We start from the raw sequence: 17,546 nt of genomic DNA on the forward strand, positions 1-17,546 counted from the left end.
CGTCACAGGTGGGCCCGTTCGATCGAGACGACGGTTCCCGTGGTCACACCGAGCTGCCGGTACACCGCCGACTGGGGTGAGTTCATCGGCAGCCACACGGTGCCGTCGGGCATCTCGGTGATCGCCAGGGGCAGCGTGACTTCGCCGCGTTCGGTGCGCACGGTCACCAGATCGTCGTCCGCAGCCCCGATTTCGGCCGCGGTGGCCGACGACAGCCGAGTGACCGGTTGGCGGGCGGTGCCTGCGAGATGCAGTTCACCGTCCTGCAGGCGTCCGTCGTCCAGCAGCATCCGCCAACCGGCGAGCACCGCCTGGCCTTCGCCGGGCTTTTCGGGCTGCGACGACGACACCGTCGGCGCGCCCGTCCGCTCGCCCGCCCACAGCCCGAGCTGCGCCAACTCCTCACCGGCGGCCAGTGCCGTCGGCATGTTGAGGTCGACGCCGAGCTCGTCGGCGAGGAATTGCAGGACCCGCCGGTCGGGTGTGGCGTTGGTTTGCAGCGCGGGTTCGAACGGGCGAATCCGGCCCTCCCAGTTGATGAACGCTCCGCCCTTCTCGACGACGGGCGCGATCGGGAAGACCACGTCGGCGCGTTCGGTGACGTCACTCTCGCGCAGCTCGAGGCTCACCACGAACGGCGCTGCGTCGATCGCTGCCAGCGCCGCGTCCGGATCGGGTAGGTCGGCGAGCTCGACGCCGCCGACCAGCAGCGCGCCCAGCTCGCCCGTGCGGGCGGCGTCCAGAATGCCCGCGGTGTCGCGTCCTGGGGTGCTCGGTAGCTCACCGACATGCCAGCCGGCGGCGGTCTGCTCGCGGGCCGCGGTATCGCTGACCGGTCGGCCACCGGGCAACAGGCCGGGCAGCGCACCCGCCTCCAGCGCGCCGCGCTCACCGGCTCGTCGCGGTATCCATGCCAGTCGAGCACCGGTCGCTGCGGCCAATCTGCCTGCGGCTGAAAGCGCTCCGGGCGAGGTGGCGAGGCGCTCACCGACCACGATGACGGCACCGCGCAGTTTCAGCTGAGCGTCATCGGCAAGCGCGTCGAGTGCCGCGCCTTCACCGCCGGGCATCGTGGCGATCAGTTCGCCGCGCAGCTTGCCCAGCGACCGGGTGGCGAATGGCGCGATCGACTTCACCTGCAACCCGTGCTTGCGGACGGCCTTACGCAACCGCAGGAACACAATCGGTGCTTCTTCTTCGGGCTCCAACCCGGCCAGCAGCACCGCGGGTGCGTTCTCGAGGTCGGCGTAGGTCACTGTCAGCGGCTGGCCTGCGATGTGCGCGGCGAGGAACTCCTCTTCTTCCGCGCTGTGAGCGCGGGCCCGGAAGTCGATGTCGTTGGTATTCAGCACCATTCGGGCGAACTTCGAGTACGCGTAGGCGTCCTCGACGGTCAGTCGCCCACCGACCAGCACTCCGGCGTTGCCGCGTGCCGCGGCCAGCCCCGCGCATGCCACGCTGATGGCCTCCGACCACGACGCCGGTCGAAGTTCACCGTCCTCGCGAACCAGGGGGGTGGTGATGCGATCGCCCAGGGTCGGGTAGGTGAACGCCCACCGTCCCTTGTCGCAGTTCCATTCCTCGTTGACCTCCGGGTCGTCACCGGCCAACCGGCGCATGACCTTTCCGCGGCGGTGATCGGTACGTTCGGCACACCCGCACGCGCAGTGTTCACACACGCTGGGGCTGGAGACCAGGTCGAACGGCCGGGCGCGGAAGCGGTAGGCCGCGCTGGTGAGGGCACCGACCGGGCAGATCTGCACGGTGTTGCCGGAGAAGTACGACTGGAACGGCTCGCCGGGTGCGATGCCGACCTGTTGCAGGGCACCGCGTTCGAGCAGATCGATGAACGGGTCGCCGGCGATCTGCTCGGAGAACCGGGTGCAGCGCGCGCACAGCACGCAGCGCTCCCGGTCGAGCAGCACCTCCGACGAGATGTTGATCGGTTTCGGGAAGGTGCGCTTGACGTCCTCGAAGCGGGTTTCGGGGCGGCCGTTGGACATCGCCTGGTTTTGCAGCGGGCATTCACCGCCCTTGTCGCACACGGGGCAGTCGAGTGGGTGGTTGATTAGCAGGAGTTCCATGACACCCTGCTGTGCCTTGTCGGCGGACTCCGACGTCAGCTGGGTCTTCACCACCATGTCGGGTGTGCACGTGATCGTGCACGAGGCCATGGGCTTGCGCTGGCCTTCGACCTCGACCAGACACTGCCTGCACGCGCCGACGGGGTCGAGCAGTGGGTGGTCGCAGAACCTCGGGATCTGAATGCCGATCAGCTCGGCGGCGCGAATCACCAAGGTGCCCTTGGGGACACTGACCTCCACACCGTCGATGGTGAGGTTCACCATTTCGACGGGCGGGGCGTCGTGGGCCGGTTCGGTCACGGTCATCTAGACCCCCACCCCTTCCGTTGCCATCAGAGCCGAGGCGTGCGGATCGAACGGGCAGCCGCCGGACAGATGCTGGTAGTACTCGTCGCGGAAGAACTTGATCGACGACAGGATGGGCGCGGCCGCGCCGTCACCCAACGCGCAGAACGACTTCCCGTTGATGTTGTCGGCGATGTCCAACAACTTCTCGATATCGGCTTCGGTACCCGTGCCGGTCTCCAGCCGTGCATAGATCTGCGCCAGCCAGTAAGTGCCCTCCCGGCACGGTGTGCATTTGCCGCACGATTCGTGAGCGTAGAACTGGGTCCAGCGGCGCACCGCGCGGACGACGCAGGTGGTCTCGTCGAAGACCTGCAACGCCTTGGTGCCCAGCATCGTTCCGACCCCCGCCATGCCTTCGTAATCCAAAGGCACGTCGAGGTGTTCGTCGGTCAGCAGTGGTGTGGACGAACCCCCCGGCGTCCAGAACTTGAGACTGTGGCCGGCCCGGATACCGCCTGCGTAGTCGAGCAGTTCGCGCATCGTGATGCCCAGCGGCGCCTCGTACTGGCCGGGGGTGGTGACGTGACCGGACAGCGAGTACAGCGTGAAGCCCGGGGATTTCTCGGTTCCCATCGACCGGAACCAGTCCACTCCGTTGAGCAGCACCGGCGGCACGCTGGCGATGGATTCGACGTTGTTGACCACCGTCGGAGAGGCGTACAGACCGGCGACGGCGGGGAACGGTGGGCGCAGGCGCGGCTGCCCGCGACGGCCCTCCAGGGAGTCCAGCAGCGCTGTCTCCTCACCGCAGATGTAAGCGCCCGCCCCGGCGTGCACAATCAGTTCCAGATCGAAGCCCGAGTCGAGGATGTTCGTTCCCAGATAGCCGGCCTCGTACGCCTCGGCGACAGCCGCCTGCAGTCGCCGAAGTACCGGCACCACCTCGCCGCGGACGTAGATGAACGCGTGATGCGCGCGAATCGCGTACGCCGCGATGATGACGCCCTCCACCAGGAAGTGCGGGGTGGTCAGCATCAGCGGAATGTCTTTGCACGTGCCGGGTTCGGACTCGTCTGCGTTGACGACGAGGTAGTGCGGCTTGGCGCCGGCGCCGGAGTCGTCCTGCGGGATGAACGACCATTTGGTGCCTGTCGGGAAGCCTGCGCCGCCGCGCCCCCGCAGGCCCGAATCCTTCACGGTGGCGATGAGGTCGTCGGGGTCCATTTTGAGCGCTTTGTCGAGTGCCTGGTAGCCGTCATGCCGGCGGTAGGTTTCCATCGACCAGGGTTCTGGTTCGTCCCAGAACCGGCTCAAAACGGGAGTCAGTGGTGTCATGTCTTCGATTCCGTTGCGTCCGGGTCGGTTTCGGGTTCGTTCGGCTTGGCCGGTACGTCGGCGGACGGTGCGGGGGCCGCTTGATCCTTTGTCGCCTCGGTCGCGACCTTCTCGTCGTCAGGCCCGCTGTGAGAATCCGTCACCGCGTCGGCGGCGGGCGCCTCCATGCCACGTTCCTTGGCGATCCGCAGCCCGGCCAGCGTCGCGTCCCCGGTCGGGGTCTGCGCGGCGGCTGCCTGCGGATCGGGCAGGCCTGCAAGGACTCTCGCAGTCTCTTTGAACTTGCACAGCGGCGCGCCACGGGTCGGCATGGGCGGCGTGCCGTCGCGTAAGCCGTCGACGAGGTCGCGGGCGGATGACGGTGTCTGGTTGTCGAAGAACTCCCAGTTGACCATCACGACCGGTGCGTAGTCGCATGCGGCGTTGCACTCGACGTGCTCGAGGGTGACCTTGCCGTCTTCGGTGGTTTCGCCGGCGTGTACACCCAGGTGGTCTTCGAGCGCTTCGAGAATCGCGTCGCCGCCCATGATCGCGCACAGCGTGTTTGTGCACACGCCGACCAGGTATTCACCGGTCGGCGTGCGGCGGTACATGGAGTAGAAGGTGGCTACCGCGGTGACTTCGGCGTCGGTCAGCCCCAACTGCTTGGCGCAGAACGCGATACCCGCGGGTGTCAGGCATCCGTCTTCGGACTGGACGAGGTGCAGCAGTGGCAACAACGCCGAACGGCTCTGCGGATAGCGGGCGATGACCGTCTCGGCGTCTGCCGCCAGGCGCGCCGCCACCTCGGCTGGATATATCTTGGCGCCGTGAATCGGCGGGCCCGGCTCATCGGGGCGCTGACCGAGCTCGAGGAACACAGTCATAACAGCCTCTTCTTCGCGCAGGCGCTCATCAGCGGTTGTCTCTTCTTCGCGCAAGCGCTCATCAGCGGTCCACCCCACCCATTACCGGGTCGATCGATGCCACCGCGGTGATGGCGTCGGCGACCATGCCGCCTTCGCACATGGCGGCGACGGCTTGCAGGTTGTTGAAGGAGGGGTCGCGGTAGTGCACGCGGTAGGGCCGGGTGCCGCCGTCGGAGACCATGTGTACTCCGAGTTCGCCGCGCGGGGATTCGACCGCTACATAGACCTGCCCGGCGGGGACGCGGATGCCTTCGGTGACAAGCTTGAAGTGGTGGATCAAGCCCTCCATGGAGTGGCCCATGATCTTGGCGATGTGTTCTTCGGAGTTGCCGAGCCCGTCGGGGCCGAGTTTGAGGTCGGCGGGCCAGGCCAGCTTTTTGTCCTGGATCATCACCGGTCCGGGATTGGGCACGTCGAGTCGGTCGACGCATTGGGTGATGATCTTGAGCGACTCGTGCATTTCTTTGACCCTGATCAGGTAGCGGCCATAGGAGTCGCAGGCGTCGTCGGTGATGACGTCGAAGTCGTAGGTCTCATACCCGCAGTAGGGCTGCGACTTGCGCAGGTCGTGGGGCAGTCCGGTGGAGCGCAGGCAGGGACCGGTGATGCCCAGCGCCATGCACCCTTCCAGACCCAGATAGCCGATGCCCTGGGTGCGCGCCTTCCAGATGTAGTTCTCCGACAGCAGGTCCTCGAGGTCCTTGAGCCGCTTGGGCATCAACGTGAGCATGTCGCGTAGTTGGCCGATGGCCTCGTCGGGCAGATCCATGGCCACCCCGCCGGGGCGGATGTAGGCGTTGTTCATCCGTAGCCCGGTGATGGTTTCGAACAGCGACAGGATCTGCTCGCGTTCGCGGAATCCGTAGAACATCGCGCCCATGGAGCCCAGTTCCATGCCGCCGGTGGCCAGGGCGACCAGGTGGCTGGAGATCCTGTTGAGTTCCATCATCATCACGCGGATAACGCTGGCGCGTTCGGGGATGTCGTCGGTGACGCCGAGGAGCTTCTCGACACCCAGGCAGTACACCGTCTCGTTGAAAAGCGGTGACAGGTAATCCATTCGGGTGACGAACGTGACACCTTGAGTCCAGGTGCGGAACTCGAGGTTCTTCTCGATGCCGGTGTGGAGATAGCCGATGCCGCAACGGATCTCGACGATCGTTTCGCCCTCGATCTCCAGGATCAGGCGCAGCACCCCGTGCGTGGAGGGATGTTGGGGGCCCATGTTGACCACGATGCGTTCCCCGGCGTGGGAGGCCGCGTTTTGTTTCGCGGCCTCCACGACCTGATCCCAGTCTTGGCCGCCGACGACGACCACGGTTTCGGTTCCGCCCGAATCAGAAGGATTGGCCGGATTGTCCGGTGAATTCATCAGTTGTAGGACCTCCGCTGATCGGGCGGCGGAATCTCAGCGCCGTGGTACTCGACGGGGATACCGCCTAGCGGGTAGTCCTTGCGCTGCGGGTGGCCTACCCAGTCGTCGGGCATCTCGATGCGCGTCAGCGCGGGATGGCCGTCGAAGATGATGCCGAAGAAGTCGTAGGTTTCGCGTTCGTGCCAGTCGACGGTCGGATACACCGCGTACAGCGACGGGATGTGGGGGTCGGCGTCGGCAGCGGCGACTTCCACGCGGATGCGACGGTTGTGCGTGATCGACATCAGCGGATACACCGCGTGCAGCTCGCGCCCTTCGTCGTCCGGGTAGTGCACGCCGCTGACCCCAAGGCACAGTTCGAACTTCAGGCCGGGATCATCGCGCAGCGCCTGGGCCACCGCGGGCAGCTGCTCACGCCGAACCTCCAGCGTCAGCTCATCGCGATAGACCACCACCCGCTCGATCGACTCCGCGTAGCCGTCCTCGCCCAGTGCCGCGGCCAGTGTGTCGACCACCTCGTCGAAGAAACCGCCGTAGGGGCGTGGCGAACTGCCCGGCAGCGCGACGGAGCGGACGAGGCGGCCATAACCGGACGTGTCACCGGAGCCCTGGGCGCCGAACATGCCGCGGCGCACACCGATGACCTCGGGCGGATCGATGTCAGCCTGCGGGCCGTGACCGGTGCCATTGCTGTGTTCCGTCACCTCAGCAAACCCTTGAGCTCGATGGTCGGCGTGACCGACAGGGCTGCCTTCTCGGCTTCGCGAATCGCCTCCTCGCGGTGAACGCCGAGTGGCATCTCCTGAATCTTGTCGTGCAGCTTGAGGATTGCGTGTAGCAGCATCTCCGGGCGCGGCGGGCAGCCGGGCAGATAGATGTCGACCGGGACGACGTGGTCGACGCCCTGCACAATCGCGTAGTTATTGAACATCCCGCCCGAGGACGCACACACGCCCATTGCCAGCACCCACTTGGGCTCGGCCATCTGGTCGTAGATCTGGCGCAGCACCGGAGCCATCTTCTGACTCACCCGACCTGCGACGATCATCAGATCGGCCTGGCGAGGCGTCGCCGAGAAGCGCTCCATGCCGAAACGCGAGATGTCGAACCGCGGGCCCGCGGTCGCCATCATCTCGATCGCACAGCAGGCCAGCCCGAACGTCGCCGGCCACAGCGAGCCCTTGCGGATGTAGCCGGCGACCTTCTCGACCGTCGACAGCATGATTCCGCCGGGCAGTTTCTCTTCTAGTCCCATGCCAGGCCACCTCTCCGCCAGACGTACGCGTAGGCGACGAACACCACCACCATGAAGAGAAGCATCTCTACCAGCGCGAACAGTCCGAGATTGTCGAAAGCGACCGCCCAGGGATAGAGGAAGACGATCTCGATGTCGAAGATGATGAACAACATCGCGGTCAGGTAGTACTTGATCGGGAATCGCTGGCCCGCCGAGTGGGCACTGGCCAGTCCCGGGACTGGTTCGATGCCGCACTCGTAGGCTTCGAGTTTGGACTGGTTGTAGCGCCTCGGGCCGACCAGCAGAGCAATGCCGACCGAGCCGACCGCGAACACCGCCGCGATTCCGCCGAGTACCAGTATCGGGGTGTACAAATCCATGCCGAGCAAACGCTCCCTCGTGGGCTGTCGATGTGAGCTTACCCACACCCTAGCGGGCATGGGGATGAGCGCCACACCTTGGGGTTAGTATGGCTAAGATCACACTTCCGCTATGTCGTCGTGCCGCGAATGGGCAAGTGCGACAGCGAGTTTGGTGTTTTGGGTTACTGCACGGGTGTGCGCAGCAGCGAAACCACCGCGTCGCCCAGCCGGATCGGGTCGATCGGATGGGGGACAGCGGCCTCGGCGCGCGACCAGTTGGCCAGCCAAGCGTCGTCGGGGCGTCCGGTGAGCACGAGGACGGGCGGGCAGTCGGCGATCTCATCCTTGAGCTGCTTGGCAATTCCCATACCACCCGTCGGAGTGGCCTCGCCATCGAGGATCACCAGATCGAAACCGCCCTCGTCCATCTGTCGGATGACCATCGGACCGGTGGCGATCTCGACGTACGTCAGCTCCGGCAGGTCCGGGTGCACGCGCTTTCCAAGCGCGAGCTGCACCTGCTCTCGAGTCCTGGGATTGTCGCTGTAGACAAGGACCCGAAGTGGTGATTGCTCGACCATGCGCCCGATCGTACGGCTAGGTTGCGCGTCGGAACACGAGGTCGCCGGAGATCGTCACGTTGTCGGTGATCATCCCCATCAGGTTGCCGTCGACTCCGAAGTCCTGACGGTTGATGGTCGTCTTCGTCGTCAGCCGCATTCCGCCGTCGCCAACGGGCGTCACCTTCGCCTTCAACTCGACCGGCTTCGTCGTGCCCTTGATGGTGAGCTGCGCGCGCAGTCCGACGGTGTCGGCGGTCACCGAATCCGCCGAGCTGACGACCACGCTGATGTCTGGAAACTTGTCGGCTTCAAAGAAGTCGGCGGAGCGCAGATGCTCGTCGCGTTTGCCGATGCCGCTGCGTAGCGATGCCGCCTTGACGTCGACGCGGCCGGAAACCGTTTGCGGGGCAGTGACTTGGCCCTCGGCGTCGAACTCGGTGAACCGTACCTTTACCGGCATCACACCCCAGAGTGACTTGCTCGTCGCCGTGACGGTCGATTGATCTGCGACGGCGGTCCAGGTTCCGGCCGACGCCGGGTCGCTGAAAAATTCGCTGAGGCTTGCCATGTCGTCTCCTATCAGTTGGACGTATCGAGCAGTGGGGCCATTTCCGCCGGGTCGAAGTACTCGTCGATGCGGGTGATCAGTCCGGCGGTACCCACTTTGATGACGATGCAGACACGCATATGGATCGATGTCCCGTTGCGGCTGTCGGCATGCAGGATGTGCTGCTGTACGAAACCGCCGTCGAAGAACTGGCGATCGAGTACCTCGTAGCGGCGGGAGGTCGTCGCATTGATGAACCAGTCGATGATCCGCGCCGCCCGATCTTTCGCGCTGTCTCGGGTGTCGCCCGAATGCCAGACCAGTACCTCATCGCTGAACAGCTGCTTCACCGTGACGATGTCGCTGTTGGCGATCGCCTCGAAGAGCCGATCGGCAACGTCGACGAGCACGCTCGATTCCGTAACGGACATTCACCTGACCTCTCTTGACCTAAAGCAAGGTTGAGGTAGAACCCTGGACTTCATGGATTCCACCCCAACCTTCTCCCGATTCGACGATGCCTACAAGACCCGAACCGCGCCGTGGGTGATCGGCGAACCTCAGCCGGCGATCGTCGGCGTCGAACGGGCCGGTCTCATCCGCGGTGCCGTACTCGACGCCGGCTGCGGGACCGGCGAGCACACGATCCTGCTCACCCGCCTCGGGTACGACGTGCTCGGCGTCGACGCCGCCCCGACGGCGATCGAGCAGGCCCGCGAGAACGCGGCCGCTAAAGGCGTCGACGCCCACTTCGAGGTCGCCGACGCGATGAACCTCGGCGACGAGCCGCGCTACGACACGATTGTCGACAGCGCGCTGTTCCACATATTCGACGACACGGACCGCGTCCGATACGTCGCCGGTCTGCACGCCGTGTGCAGGCCGGGCGCGGTGGTGCACGTGCTGGCGCTGTCCGACAAGGGCCGCGGATTCGGCCCCGAGGTCAGTGAGGCGGTGGTTCGCGAGGCGTTCCGAGACGGCTGGACGCTGGAGGCGCTGGACGAGACCACCTATCGCGGCGTGGTCCAGGAACCGCATGCCGACGCGATCGGTCGGCCGGTCGGGACCGTGGTCGACGAACCGGCCTGGCTGGCCCGCATCCGCCGCCTCTGACTCGTGAATTCGGCGCGCGTATCGCCCGTGGCGGTCGGTTTGCGCGCCCGATTCACTCGGCATAGCCGGGGTGGTTGACGTCGAGGCGTCGTCGCACGATCGTGCGCAGACCGGCCAGCAGTTCGTCGGGCCGGTCGTCGAGGTCGCCGGCGCGGATCGCCATCGCGAGCTCGGTTTCGTCCGCGTAGCCCAGCCCGTTGAGTGCAGCGGCGACGTCATCGGCGGACCCGTCTCGCAGTTCGCGCTCCACGATGCGCAATACATTGGCGGCGACGCGGGCGTGGAAGTTGACCGGCGGCCCGACGGCGCCGCGCACATCGTTGTCAAGGAAATCAGCGACCGCCCCGACCAGTTCGGCCGCGGTCGGTCGGCCGTACAGCCCGCTCATCTCGGACCACCTCCCGTGAGCAGATCCAGCACGTCCCATTCGGTTTCGGCGACGCGGCGACCGATCGCCGCCAATTCGACCGACCGGTTCAGGCCCGATAGATGCCGTTCGGCCTGGAATCGGCAGATGACTCCCCAGCGCAGGGTCGCGACGGTGAGCCACCAGCGGAACACGTCGCGATCCAGCTCGGTTCCCGCGGCGGCTTCGTAGGCCGACAGGAAACTCTCGACGCTGCCGAGACCACCCGCGCCCATGTCTTCTGGCGCACCGAAGCGCCAGGCGCGGATGCAGAACCACGCCAGGTCCTCGTACACCTCGCCGGTATGAACCAGCTCCCAGTCCAGCACCGCCGCCAACCCGTTCTCGTCGACGATCAGATTGCCCATTCGGAAGTCGCCGTGCACGAGCACCTGCCGGGTGGGCGCAGGACGATTCGCGGCCAGCCAGCGGAACGCCCACTCGAACGTTGCTGTGGTGTCCTTCATTTCGTCGAGCCGGTCCCGCCACTCGGCAAGGTCGTCGAACCCGTCGAGTCCGGGCACATCGGTGTCTGCCCGGTGGACGGCCGCCAGCGCCTGGGCGCACTGATGCAACAGCCGGTCCCGGCCCGCGTCGTCGAGGGTGCGATAGATCCGCCTGACGATCGTCTCGCCGGCGATCGCGTTGCAGATCAGATACGGGTTGCCCAGTGCGGCAGGGGAATTATCGGCGGTCACGATCTGGGGGACAGGGGCGCCGGCTTTGGCTGCACGCTTCTGCACAGCGGCCTCCAGCTCCATGCTTGCGTGCACGTCGTCGGGCGGCCCGGTGCGCAGGATCAACGGCCGCCGCTCATCGGTGACCGCGTCGAATGCCCACGTCGTCCTGCTCGCCCCGCCCGTGAGGGCGCGCAGGTTCTCGACGACCACGCCGTCGCCCAGTTCCGTGCGGAGCACGGCCTCGAGCTGATCCTTCACTTGCGCCCGAATCCGAAGAGCCGCTGCGCCACCCGTCGCATCTGGATCTCCTCGGCGCCCTCGGTGATTCGGTACCGGCGGTGATGACGGTAGATGTGCTCCATCGGCTCGTGACGGCTGTAGCCGATGCCGCCCAACACCTGCATCGCCCGATCGGCCGCATCGCACACGAGCCGGTTGGCGCGATAGTTGGCCATCGACACCTTGTCGGAGACCTCCATGTGGTGGTTGCGGTCCAACTCGGAGGCCGCGTACCTCACCAATAGCCGCACCATCTGGGCCTCGGTGTGCAATTCGACGAGCGGCCACTGCACAGCCTGGTTCACCGACAGCGGCTTGCCGAACACAATGCGCTCGCCCGCGTAGGCGACCGCGCGGTCGATACAGTGCTGCGCGGCGCCAAGGCTGCTGGCGGCCTGCCGAATCCTGTTCTCGTGCAGGAACGTCTGGCCGACCTCCAAGCCACGGTCCACTTCACCGAGCACCGCATCGATAGGCACTCGAACGTCCTTGAGCTCGACCTCGCCGTGGTCGGTCGGCATGTTGAAGGTCCACCAGTAGTACGGCACCGTGAAGCCCGGCGTATCGGTCGGGACCAGGAACGCGGTGATGCCGCGAGCCTGGCCCGGCTCACCGGACGTACGGGCGAAGACGAGGTCGTGGGTGGCGCGGTGCACACCGGTGTTGAACCGCTTGGCGCCGTTGATGACCCACTCGTCACCGTCCGGTATCGCGGTGGTTTCCAGCCAAGTGGCATCCGACCCGTGGTTGGGCTCGGTCAGCCCGAACGCCATCGACCGCTCTCCGGTCAACATGGCGTTGATCCACTCGTCCTTCTGCGCATCGGTGCCGAACCGGTCCATCATGATGACCTGCGGGAAGTTCCCGACGATAGACGATTCGTCCTGCAGATCGTTGTGCAGACCGAGTCCCTTGTGCGCCAGGTGTTCCCGGATGACAGCCATGTCGATGTTGGAGCCGTCGCGGCCGCCGAACTGCGACGGCAGGCCGTAACGCAGCCAACCGGCCGCATCGGCACGCCTGCGCATCTCGCCGAGCAGGTCCTCCCATTCCCGGCGCGGGATGCCGCCGTTCTCCCAGTCGGTGCGAGCGTACTCCCGGCGATGGTCGAAATACTGCATGTTCTCGCGTTCCAGCGGCTTGATCTCGGTTTCGATGAACGCATCCATCTCGGCGAGCAGGCCCGGAAGATGCTCCGGGAGGGCGAAATCCACTGTGTCTCCTTACGTCCAGGGTCTCTAGAACCCGTACAGCGTCTTCTTCCAAATCCTCGACAGCGTGGCGATTGCGTCCTCGTCACTCATCTCGAGCCCGAGACCGGATGTGCCGACGAAAACAGTGGTGAAGTTCTCGAAGAGCAACGCGATCGCCGCGGCGGTGTGCTCGGGATGCAGATCGGCACCGTGGCCCTGTTCCTGGGCACGGCGCACTGAAGCGGCGACGATGTCGATGCCGAAACGGCGGAATTCGTTCTGCACCGCGGCGAAGCGGGGCTGCGTGGCCGCGAGTTGGGCGACCGCGATCATGATCCCGATGTTCTGCTTGAACATGTTCCAGTAGCCGGTGACCACGGTGCGAAAGAACGTATCGTCGTCCGGGGATTCCGGCAGCTCGACGCTCAGGCCGGACGGCGCGACCACCTCGTGCAGGAAGGACTCAGCGAGGACGGCCAGCAGATCTTCCTTGTCGGCGAAGTAGCGATAGAACGCCGCCGGTGATTTGCCGGCCGCCGACGTGATGTCACCAAGGGTGGTGCCGTGAAACCCGCGCTCGGCGAAGAGTTTCCGGGCGGCCTGCTCGATAGCCTCCCTGGTCTGGCGACCCTTGGCACTGAGGGTTTCGGCTGGCACGGTCACATCCCGGCCCTGAACGACCGCGCGTGTAACCTGACGGCGAGTTTTGGCCGGCATTTCCGCCATGCGGTTACAGCCGAGACGTGAGCAAGTCCCTTCACGTCAGTCGCCGAGAATCCGGTCGCCGGCACGCAGCAGCGAGCTCGGTAGGTCGTGCCCGACGACTTTCTGAGCGACGCGGGCGGCGGCGATGGCGCCCTCCAGGTCGACGTCGACGTCAATCTCGCTGTCCCGTAACAGATAAACCAGGTCTTCGGTGGCGATGTTGCCGCTGGCGCCCGGCGCGAACGGACAGCCGCCGAGCCCGCCGACTGACGCGTCCAGCCGGGTGACACCGGCCTCGACTGCGGCGTAGGCGCTGGCCAGTCCGGCACCGCGGGTGTTGTGGAAATGCGCCCCCAGCGGGATGTCACCGATCAGGGGACGAACCTGCGCCACCAGAGCGCTGACCCGGCGCGGGGTGGTGGTGCCGATGGTGTCGGCGATCGCGAGGCGATCGGCGCCGTGGTCGCGGGCGGCGGTCACGATGTCCAGCACGCGTTGCGGTGGTATCGGGCCGTCGAAGGGGCAGTCCCACGCCGTGGCGATGATGACCTCGACGGTGACGCCGCTGTCGTGGGAGATCGCGACGATCTCGGGAATCTGCGCGGTGGCTTCCGCCGTGGTGCGACCTACGTTCGCTTGGCTGTGGCCGTCGGCGGCCGACACCACGTACTCGATCGACCGCAAACCCGACGCGATCGCGCGCTTGGCGCCGTTGGGACTGGCCACCAGCGCCGAGAACTCGATGTCTCCGAAGTTGTGCAGCTCGGCGGCGAGTTCGGCCGCGTCGGCCAGCGCGGCCACCTTCGATGGCGAGACGAACGCCGTCGCCTCCATCTCCCGCACGCCGGTGGCGGCGACGGCCGCGAGCAGTTCGAGCTTGGCCGACAACGGAATCGGATCCTCGATCTGTAGTCCGTCGCGCAGAGAGACGTCGCGAATGTCGACATGCGTCGGAAGCACACTCATAACACGCCCTCCTCTGCCAGCTGCATGATCTCGGCATCGCTTCGGCCCAGCAGACCACCGTAGATCTCGTCATTGTGCTGGCCGGGCCGGGCCGAGCCGGCGTTACGAATCGTGCCCGGTGTATCCGAAAGCACCGGTATCACGCCGGGACCCTTGACGCTTCGCCCGATGCGTTCGTCCCAGTGGTCGGCGATCATCCCGCGGGCCTGCAGCTGTGGATCCTCGACGACCTCGGCGACGGTGTTGATGGGTCCGCTGATCACCCCGGCTTCCGAAAGGGTCGCGATGATGTCGGCAGGTTGTCTGGCGGCCGCCCAGTCGCCGATGATCTTGTCGAGTTCATCCTGATTGCGGCCCCGGGCAACGTGAGTGACGAATCGGTCGTCGGTGGAGAGCTCGGGTTGTCCCATTGCGGCGCACAGCCGACGGAACACGGTGTCCTGGTTGGCGGCGATGACGACCCAGCTGCCGTCGGCGGTCGGGTAGATGTTCGACGGGGCGATACCCTCCAGTCGGGTACCAGAGGGTCCGCGCACCACACCGCCCACGTCGTAGTCCGGAATGGTGGATTCCTGTACGGCCAAACAGGATTCGGTGAGCGCGGCGTCGACGACCTGTCCCTTGCCGGTGACCGAGCGTCGATACAGCGCGGCCAGTGCGCCCTGGGCGGCGAACATCCCGGCCAGGCTGTCGCCGAGCGAAAGGGCGAGTCGCGGGGGCGGACCGCCGGGGAACCCGTTCATGTGCCGCAGGCCACTGGCCGCCTCGGCGACCGACGCGTAACCCGCCTTGTGCGCCTCGGGTCCGGTCTGCCCGTATCCGGAGACCCGTACCAGGATGATGCCCTGATTGCGTTCACGCAGCACGTCGTAGCCGAGGTTCCACTTCTCCAGCGTGCCGGGCCGGAAGTTCTCCACGATGATGTCGGAGCGCTCGACGAGGTCCAGGAACAGTTCGCGTCCGGCATCCTTGCGCAGGTTCAGCGTGACGGCCTTCTTGTTGCGCGCGTGCACCGTCCATAAGAAATGGTGACCCTCGAGTTCGGCCTGCCCCCAGGTGCGCAACGGATCAGGGGCCCCAGGCGGCTCGATCTTGATGACCTCGGCGCCCATGTCACCGAGCAGCCGTCCGGCGAACGGTCCGGAGATCAGCGTGCCGACCTCGATAACGCGGATGCCGTCGAGCGGGCCGGTGACCGTCATGTCGAGAACTCGTGCCTGTGTAGCCAGTCGGTGCAGATTCCGACCGCCTCGCGCAGCGTGCCGCGCTGATCGGGTCCGGAGTAGTAGTGGTTCGCGCCGGGGATCTCGTACATCTCCTTGTCAGAATGCCCGATCGCGGTGAACAGACGCTGTGTGTGGCTGGGTGTGCAGGCGTCATCGGCCATGTTGCCGATGACCAGCGCGGGCACGGCGATGTCGGGCCCGCACTTGACCGCATCACCGTTGGCGTCGTCGTAGCTCCATTGCGAGAGCCAGCTGCGCAGTGTGCAGAACCGGGCCAATCCGACGGGACTGTTGTTCACCACCTGAGGATCGCCCAGATAGCACTGTCCGGGGGTGCGTTCGTTCGGATCCACCGTGGGGTCGAGCCACCGCGGGTCAGCCATGGTGCCGTGCACGACGAACGCGAACTCGTCCTCGGGACGGCCCTGCGCCTTCAACTCGGCCAGTTTGCCCTTGACCCACTTGGTGATTCGGCGATTGCGTGCGATCTGGGCGGCCCGGTAGCGCTCGAGGAACTCCGCGGTGTAGGGCGGCTGGTTGGGGTTGTCGGGGTTGTACAGGTCCAACTCGGGGTCGCGCTTGGACGGGTCGGACTCGTCGAGGATCGACGCGTCCAGCCATTCGGTCAGCGTGCCGTGGCGGCTGACGTGCGCGGCCAGCAGCATGATGCCGTCGGCCGGGATCAGGCCGAGCTTGGTGAGGTCGGGGCCGTCACCGGAGGGGCTGGCCGTCACGGTCGGGTTCTGCGCCTGCTGCTGGTAGAACACCGACAGCGATCCGCCGCCGCTCCACCCGGCGAGGACCACCTTCGAGTAGCCCAGCCGGTTCTTGGCATCCTTGATGCACTCGCCCAGGTCCTCGACCACCTTCTCCATCAGCAGCGCGGAGTCGGTGCCGCGGAAGCGGCTGTTGCAATAGATGACGTGGTGCCCCGCCCGGGCGAGCGCGTTCATCATCGGCAGGTACGCGCCCCCGCCGATGGGATGCATGAACACCAATACGGTGTCTGAGGGCTTGTCCTTCGGACGCAGCAGATGGCTTTCGAGGATGACGAGCTCGGCGACGCCGCCGTAGACGTCGCGGACGCCCGAATTGTTCTGGTAAGCGACCAGATAGGGGATTCGGTCGTACTCGTACTTCACCGCGGTGGTCATCTAGTGCTGCCCCAGATCGTTGGCGAGTACCTCTTCGGACGGGACGAGGCGACGCCTGGTGTCGATCGCGATCACCGACCAGTCGACCTTGTCGTAGTCATCGAACTTGCGGCGGGCCCGCTCGCGCGCCTTCTCTGGTGCACCGTGGTGAACCCCTTGCGGCGCATGGGAAACCAAGCCGGGCGGCATCGGGATCCCGTAGAGCGATCCACCGTGGAAGAACGCGATCTCGTCGAAGTCGACGTTGCGGTGGTACCACGGCGTGCGCTCGGTGCCTGGCACGCTTTCGGCGGGCTTGGGCAGGAAGTTCATCACGTAGACGCCGGTGGCCTCCATGAACAGGTGCACCGTGGGTGGCAGGTGCACGCTGTTCGACGTCACCACGTTGTAGTCGTCGATGTTGAAGGTGAACGCGAAATTGTCGCCGCGCCAGCCCGCCACGTCCAGCGGATGATGTTGGTAGAAGAGAGAAGTCGTCCCCACCCCATCTATTGGGGAGTGGATCAGCCGGACCTCGTACTCGTCACGCCCATCGTCGTCGATGGGCGACGCCTCCGGGATGACGGCCTGCGATGGATCGAAGGGGAAGTGCCGACCGAGGTACCCCGGTGCCGGGACCCGGAACTCGTCAGTGGCCTGGATCATGAGCAGTGTCGACTCTTCGTCGGGCACCTGGCGGAAGGTGCACGCCTTGGGTATGTAGACCCAGTCGCCCTCGCGGTAGCGCAGGGGCCCGAACTCCGTCTCGAGCAGACCCGAGCCCTTGTGGACGAAGCTGAGCAGGTCGCCGTCGACGTAGCGGACGAAGAACGGCATCGGCTCGCTGCGCCGCGACAGCATCACGAGGCAGTCGGCATTGCTGAACATCAGCAGTGGACCGCCGGCGGCGTCGCTCGCGTCGCTCGGTTTGAGCTCCGACGACAGCACGTCGACGGGCCGCAATGGGCCGACCGAGCGGAATGCCGTCGGGTCGTTGCGCCGATACATGTTCGCCGTGCGGCCGGTGAAGCCGCCGCGCCCGAGTTCGTCGTCTTTCAGCCCATCCAGATCGGCGTGCAGTCGTCGGGGAGTACGGCCTTTTCGGAGGTGAACAAAGGATTCCATGGTGTCTCCATCGACAATGGG

Annotated in this window: 19 protein-coding genes; 1 reads left to right on the forward strand and 18 read right to left on the reverse strand. The window is 65.9% G+C overall.

Features of this window, described 5'->3' with window-relative positions; genetic code table 11:
- Window positions 1-2: 2 nt before the first annotated feature.
- The 10 genes from M1248_RS24995 to M1248_RS25040 form a co-directional block, all read right to left on the reverse strand.
- Complete coding sequence (locus M1248_RS24995; RefSeq protein ID WP_317150047.1) at window positions 3-2,390, reverse strand: NADH-quinone oxidoreductase subunit G; 2,388 nt, start codon at window positions 2,388-2,390, stop codon at window positions 3-5.
- The gene (nuoF, locus tag M1248_RS25000) at window positions 2,391-3,707 is read right to left on the reverse strand and encodes an NADH-quinone oxidoreductase subunit NuoF (protein WP_163736546.1); all 1,317 of its coding nucleotides are present in this window, start codon (window positions 3,705-3,707) and stop codon (window positions 2,391-2,393) included. It abuts the gene before it with no gap.
- Window positions 3,704-4,573 (reverse strand): NADH-quinone oxidoreductase subunit NuoE, encoded by an 870-nt coding sequence (nuoE, locus tag M1248_RS25005; RefSeq protein WP_163736551.1) that lies wholly within the window; start codon window positions 4,571-4,573, stop codon window positions 3,704-3,706. The genes nuoF and nuoE overlap by 4 nt, the downstream gene beginning before the upstream one ends.
- A gap of 61 nt (window positions 4,574-4,634) precedes the next feature.
- Window positions 4,635-5,987, reverse strand: a complete 1,353-nt coding sequence (gene nuoD / locus M1248_RS25010) for an NADH dehydrogenase (quinone) subunit D (RefSeq protein WP_163736554.1) — start codon at window positions 5,985-5,987, stop codon at window positions 4,635-4,637.
- Window positions 5,987-6,694, reverse strand: coding sequence for an NADH-quinone oxidoreductase subunit C (locus tag M1248_RS25015; protein ID WP_163736556.1), 708 nt, complete (start codon window positions 6,692-6,694; stop codon window positions 5,987-5,989). The genes nuoD and M1248_RS25015 overlap by 1 nt, the downstream gene beginning before the upstream one ends.
- On the reverse strand, window positions 6,691-7,245 hold the full coding sequence (locus M1248_RS25020) for a NuoB/complex I 20 kDa subunit family protein (protein WP_014208709.1): 555 nt from the start codon (window positions 7,243-7,245) through the stop codon (window positions 6,691-6,693). The genes M1248_RS25015 and M1248_RS25020 overlap by 4 nt, the downstream gene beginning before the upstream one ends.
- A complete protein-coding gene (locus M1248_RS25025) occupies window positions 7,236-7,607 on the reverse strand; it encodes an NADH-quinone oxidoreductase subunit A (protein WP_163736558.1) in 372 nt (123 codons plus the stop codon). The genes M1248_RS25020 and M1248_RS25025 overlap by 10 nt, the downstream gene beginning before the upstream one ends.
- Window positions 7,608-7,771: 164 nt before the next feature.
- Complete coding sequence (locus M1248_RS25030) at window positions 7,772-8,170, reverse strand: response regulator transcription factor (protein WP_083128525.1); 399 nt, start codon at window positions 8,168-8,170, stop codon at window positions 7,772-7,774.
- A 16-nt stretch (window positions 8,171-8,186) separates the two neighbouring features.
- A complete protein-coding gene (locus M1248_RS25035) occupies window positions 8,187-8,720 on the reverse strand; it encodes a YceI family protein (RefSeq protein WP_163736561.1) in 534 nt (177 codons plus the stop codon).
- Between the two features lie 11 nt (window positions 8,721-8,731).
- Window positions 8,732-9,130, reverse strand: a complete 399-nt coding sequence (locus M1248_RS25040) for a nuclear transport factor 2 family protein (protein ID WP_163736563.1) — start codon at window positions 9,128-9,130, stop codon at window positions 8,732-8,734.
- 52 nt (window positions 9,131-9,182) lie between these two features.
- On the opposite strand from M1248_RS25040, the gene M1248_RS25045 reads away from it, so the two are divergent.
- Window positions 9,183-9,812 carry a class I SAM-dependent methyltransferase gene (locus M1248_RS25045; protein ID WP_317150048.1) on the forward strand — a complete coding sequence of 210 codons (630 nt, stop codon included), beginning with the start codon at window positions 9,183-9,185 and terminating at the stop codon, window positions 9,810-9,812.
- Between the two features lie 52 nt (window positions 9,813-9,864).
- Here M1248_RS25045 and M1248_RS25050 read toward each other — a convergent pair whose 3' ends face one another.
- From M1248_RS25050 to M1248_RS25085, 8 genes are all read right to left on the reverse strand, one after another.
- Entirely contained in the window at window positions 9,865-10,200 is a 336-nt protein-coding gene (locus M1248_RS25050) for a DUF6285 domain-containing protein (protein ID WP_317150049.1), read from the reverse strand.
- Entirely contained in the window at window positions 10,197-11,156 is a 960-nt protein-coding gene (locus M1248_RS25055) for a phosphotransferase family protein (protein WP_317150050.1), read from the reverse strand. Before M1248_RS25055 ends, M1248_RS25050 begins: the two co-directional genes overlap by 4 nt.
- Window positions 11,153-12,391: an acyl-CoA dehydrogenase family protein gene (locus M1248_RS25060; protein WP_317150051.1), complete on the reverse strand. Its 1,239-nt coding sequence runs from the start codon at window positions 12,389-12,391 to the stop codon at window positions 11,153-11,155. The genes M1248_RS25055 and M1248_RS25060 overlap by 4 nt, the downstream gene beginning before the upstream one ends.
- 24 nt (window positions 12,392-12,415) lie before the next feature.
- Window positions 12,416-13,027 carry a TetR/AcrR family transcriptional regulator gene (locus tag M1248_RS25065; RefSeq protein ID WP_163736582.1) on the reverse strand — a complete coding sequence of 204 codons (612 nt, stop codon included), beginning with the start codon at window positions 13,025-13,027 and terminating at the stop codon, window positions 12,416-12,418.
- A gap of 105 nt (window positions 13,028-13,132) precedes the next feature.
- Entirely contained in the window at window positions 13,133-14,041 is a 909-nt protein-coding gene (locus M1248_RS25070; RefSeq protein ID WP_317150052.1) for a hydroxymethylglutaryl-CoA lyase, read from the reverse strand.
- The gene (locus M1248_RS25075) at window positions 14,038-15,243 is read right to left on the reverse strand and encodes a CaiB/BaiF CoA-transferase family protein (protein ID WP_317150053.1); all 1,206 of its coding nucleotides are present in this window, start codon (window positions 15,241-15,243) and stop codon (window positions 14,038-14,040) included. Before M1248_RS25075 ends, M1248_RS25070 begins: the two co-directional genes overlap by 4 nt.
- Window positions 15,240-16,421, reverse strand: coding sequence for an alpha/beta hydrolase family protein (locus M1248_RS25080; protein WP_317150054.1), 1,182 nt, complete (start codon window positions 16,419-16,421; stop codon window positions 15,240-15,242). The genes M1248_RS25075 and M1248_RS25080 overlap by 4 nt, the downstream gene beginning before the upstream one ends.
- The gene (locus M1248_RS25085) at window positions 16,422-17,525 is read right to left on the reverse strand and encodes a homogentisate 1,2-dioxygenase (RefSeq protein ID WP_163736593.1); all 1,104 of its coding nucleotides are present in this window, start codon (window positions 17,523-17,525) and stop codon (window positions 16,422-16,424) included. It abuts the gene before it with no gap.
- Between the last annotated feature and the right edge of the window lie 21 nt (window positions 17,526-17,546).

The organism is Mycobacterium sp. 29Ha (genome assembly GCF_032883055.1).
Taxonomy (GTDB): Bacteria; Actinomycetota; Actinomycetes; order Mycobacteriales; family Mycobacteriaceae; genus Mycobacterium; species Mycobacterium gallinarum.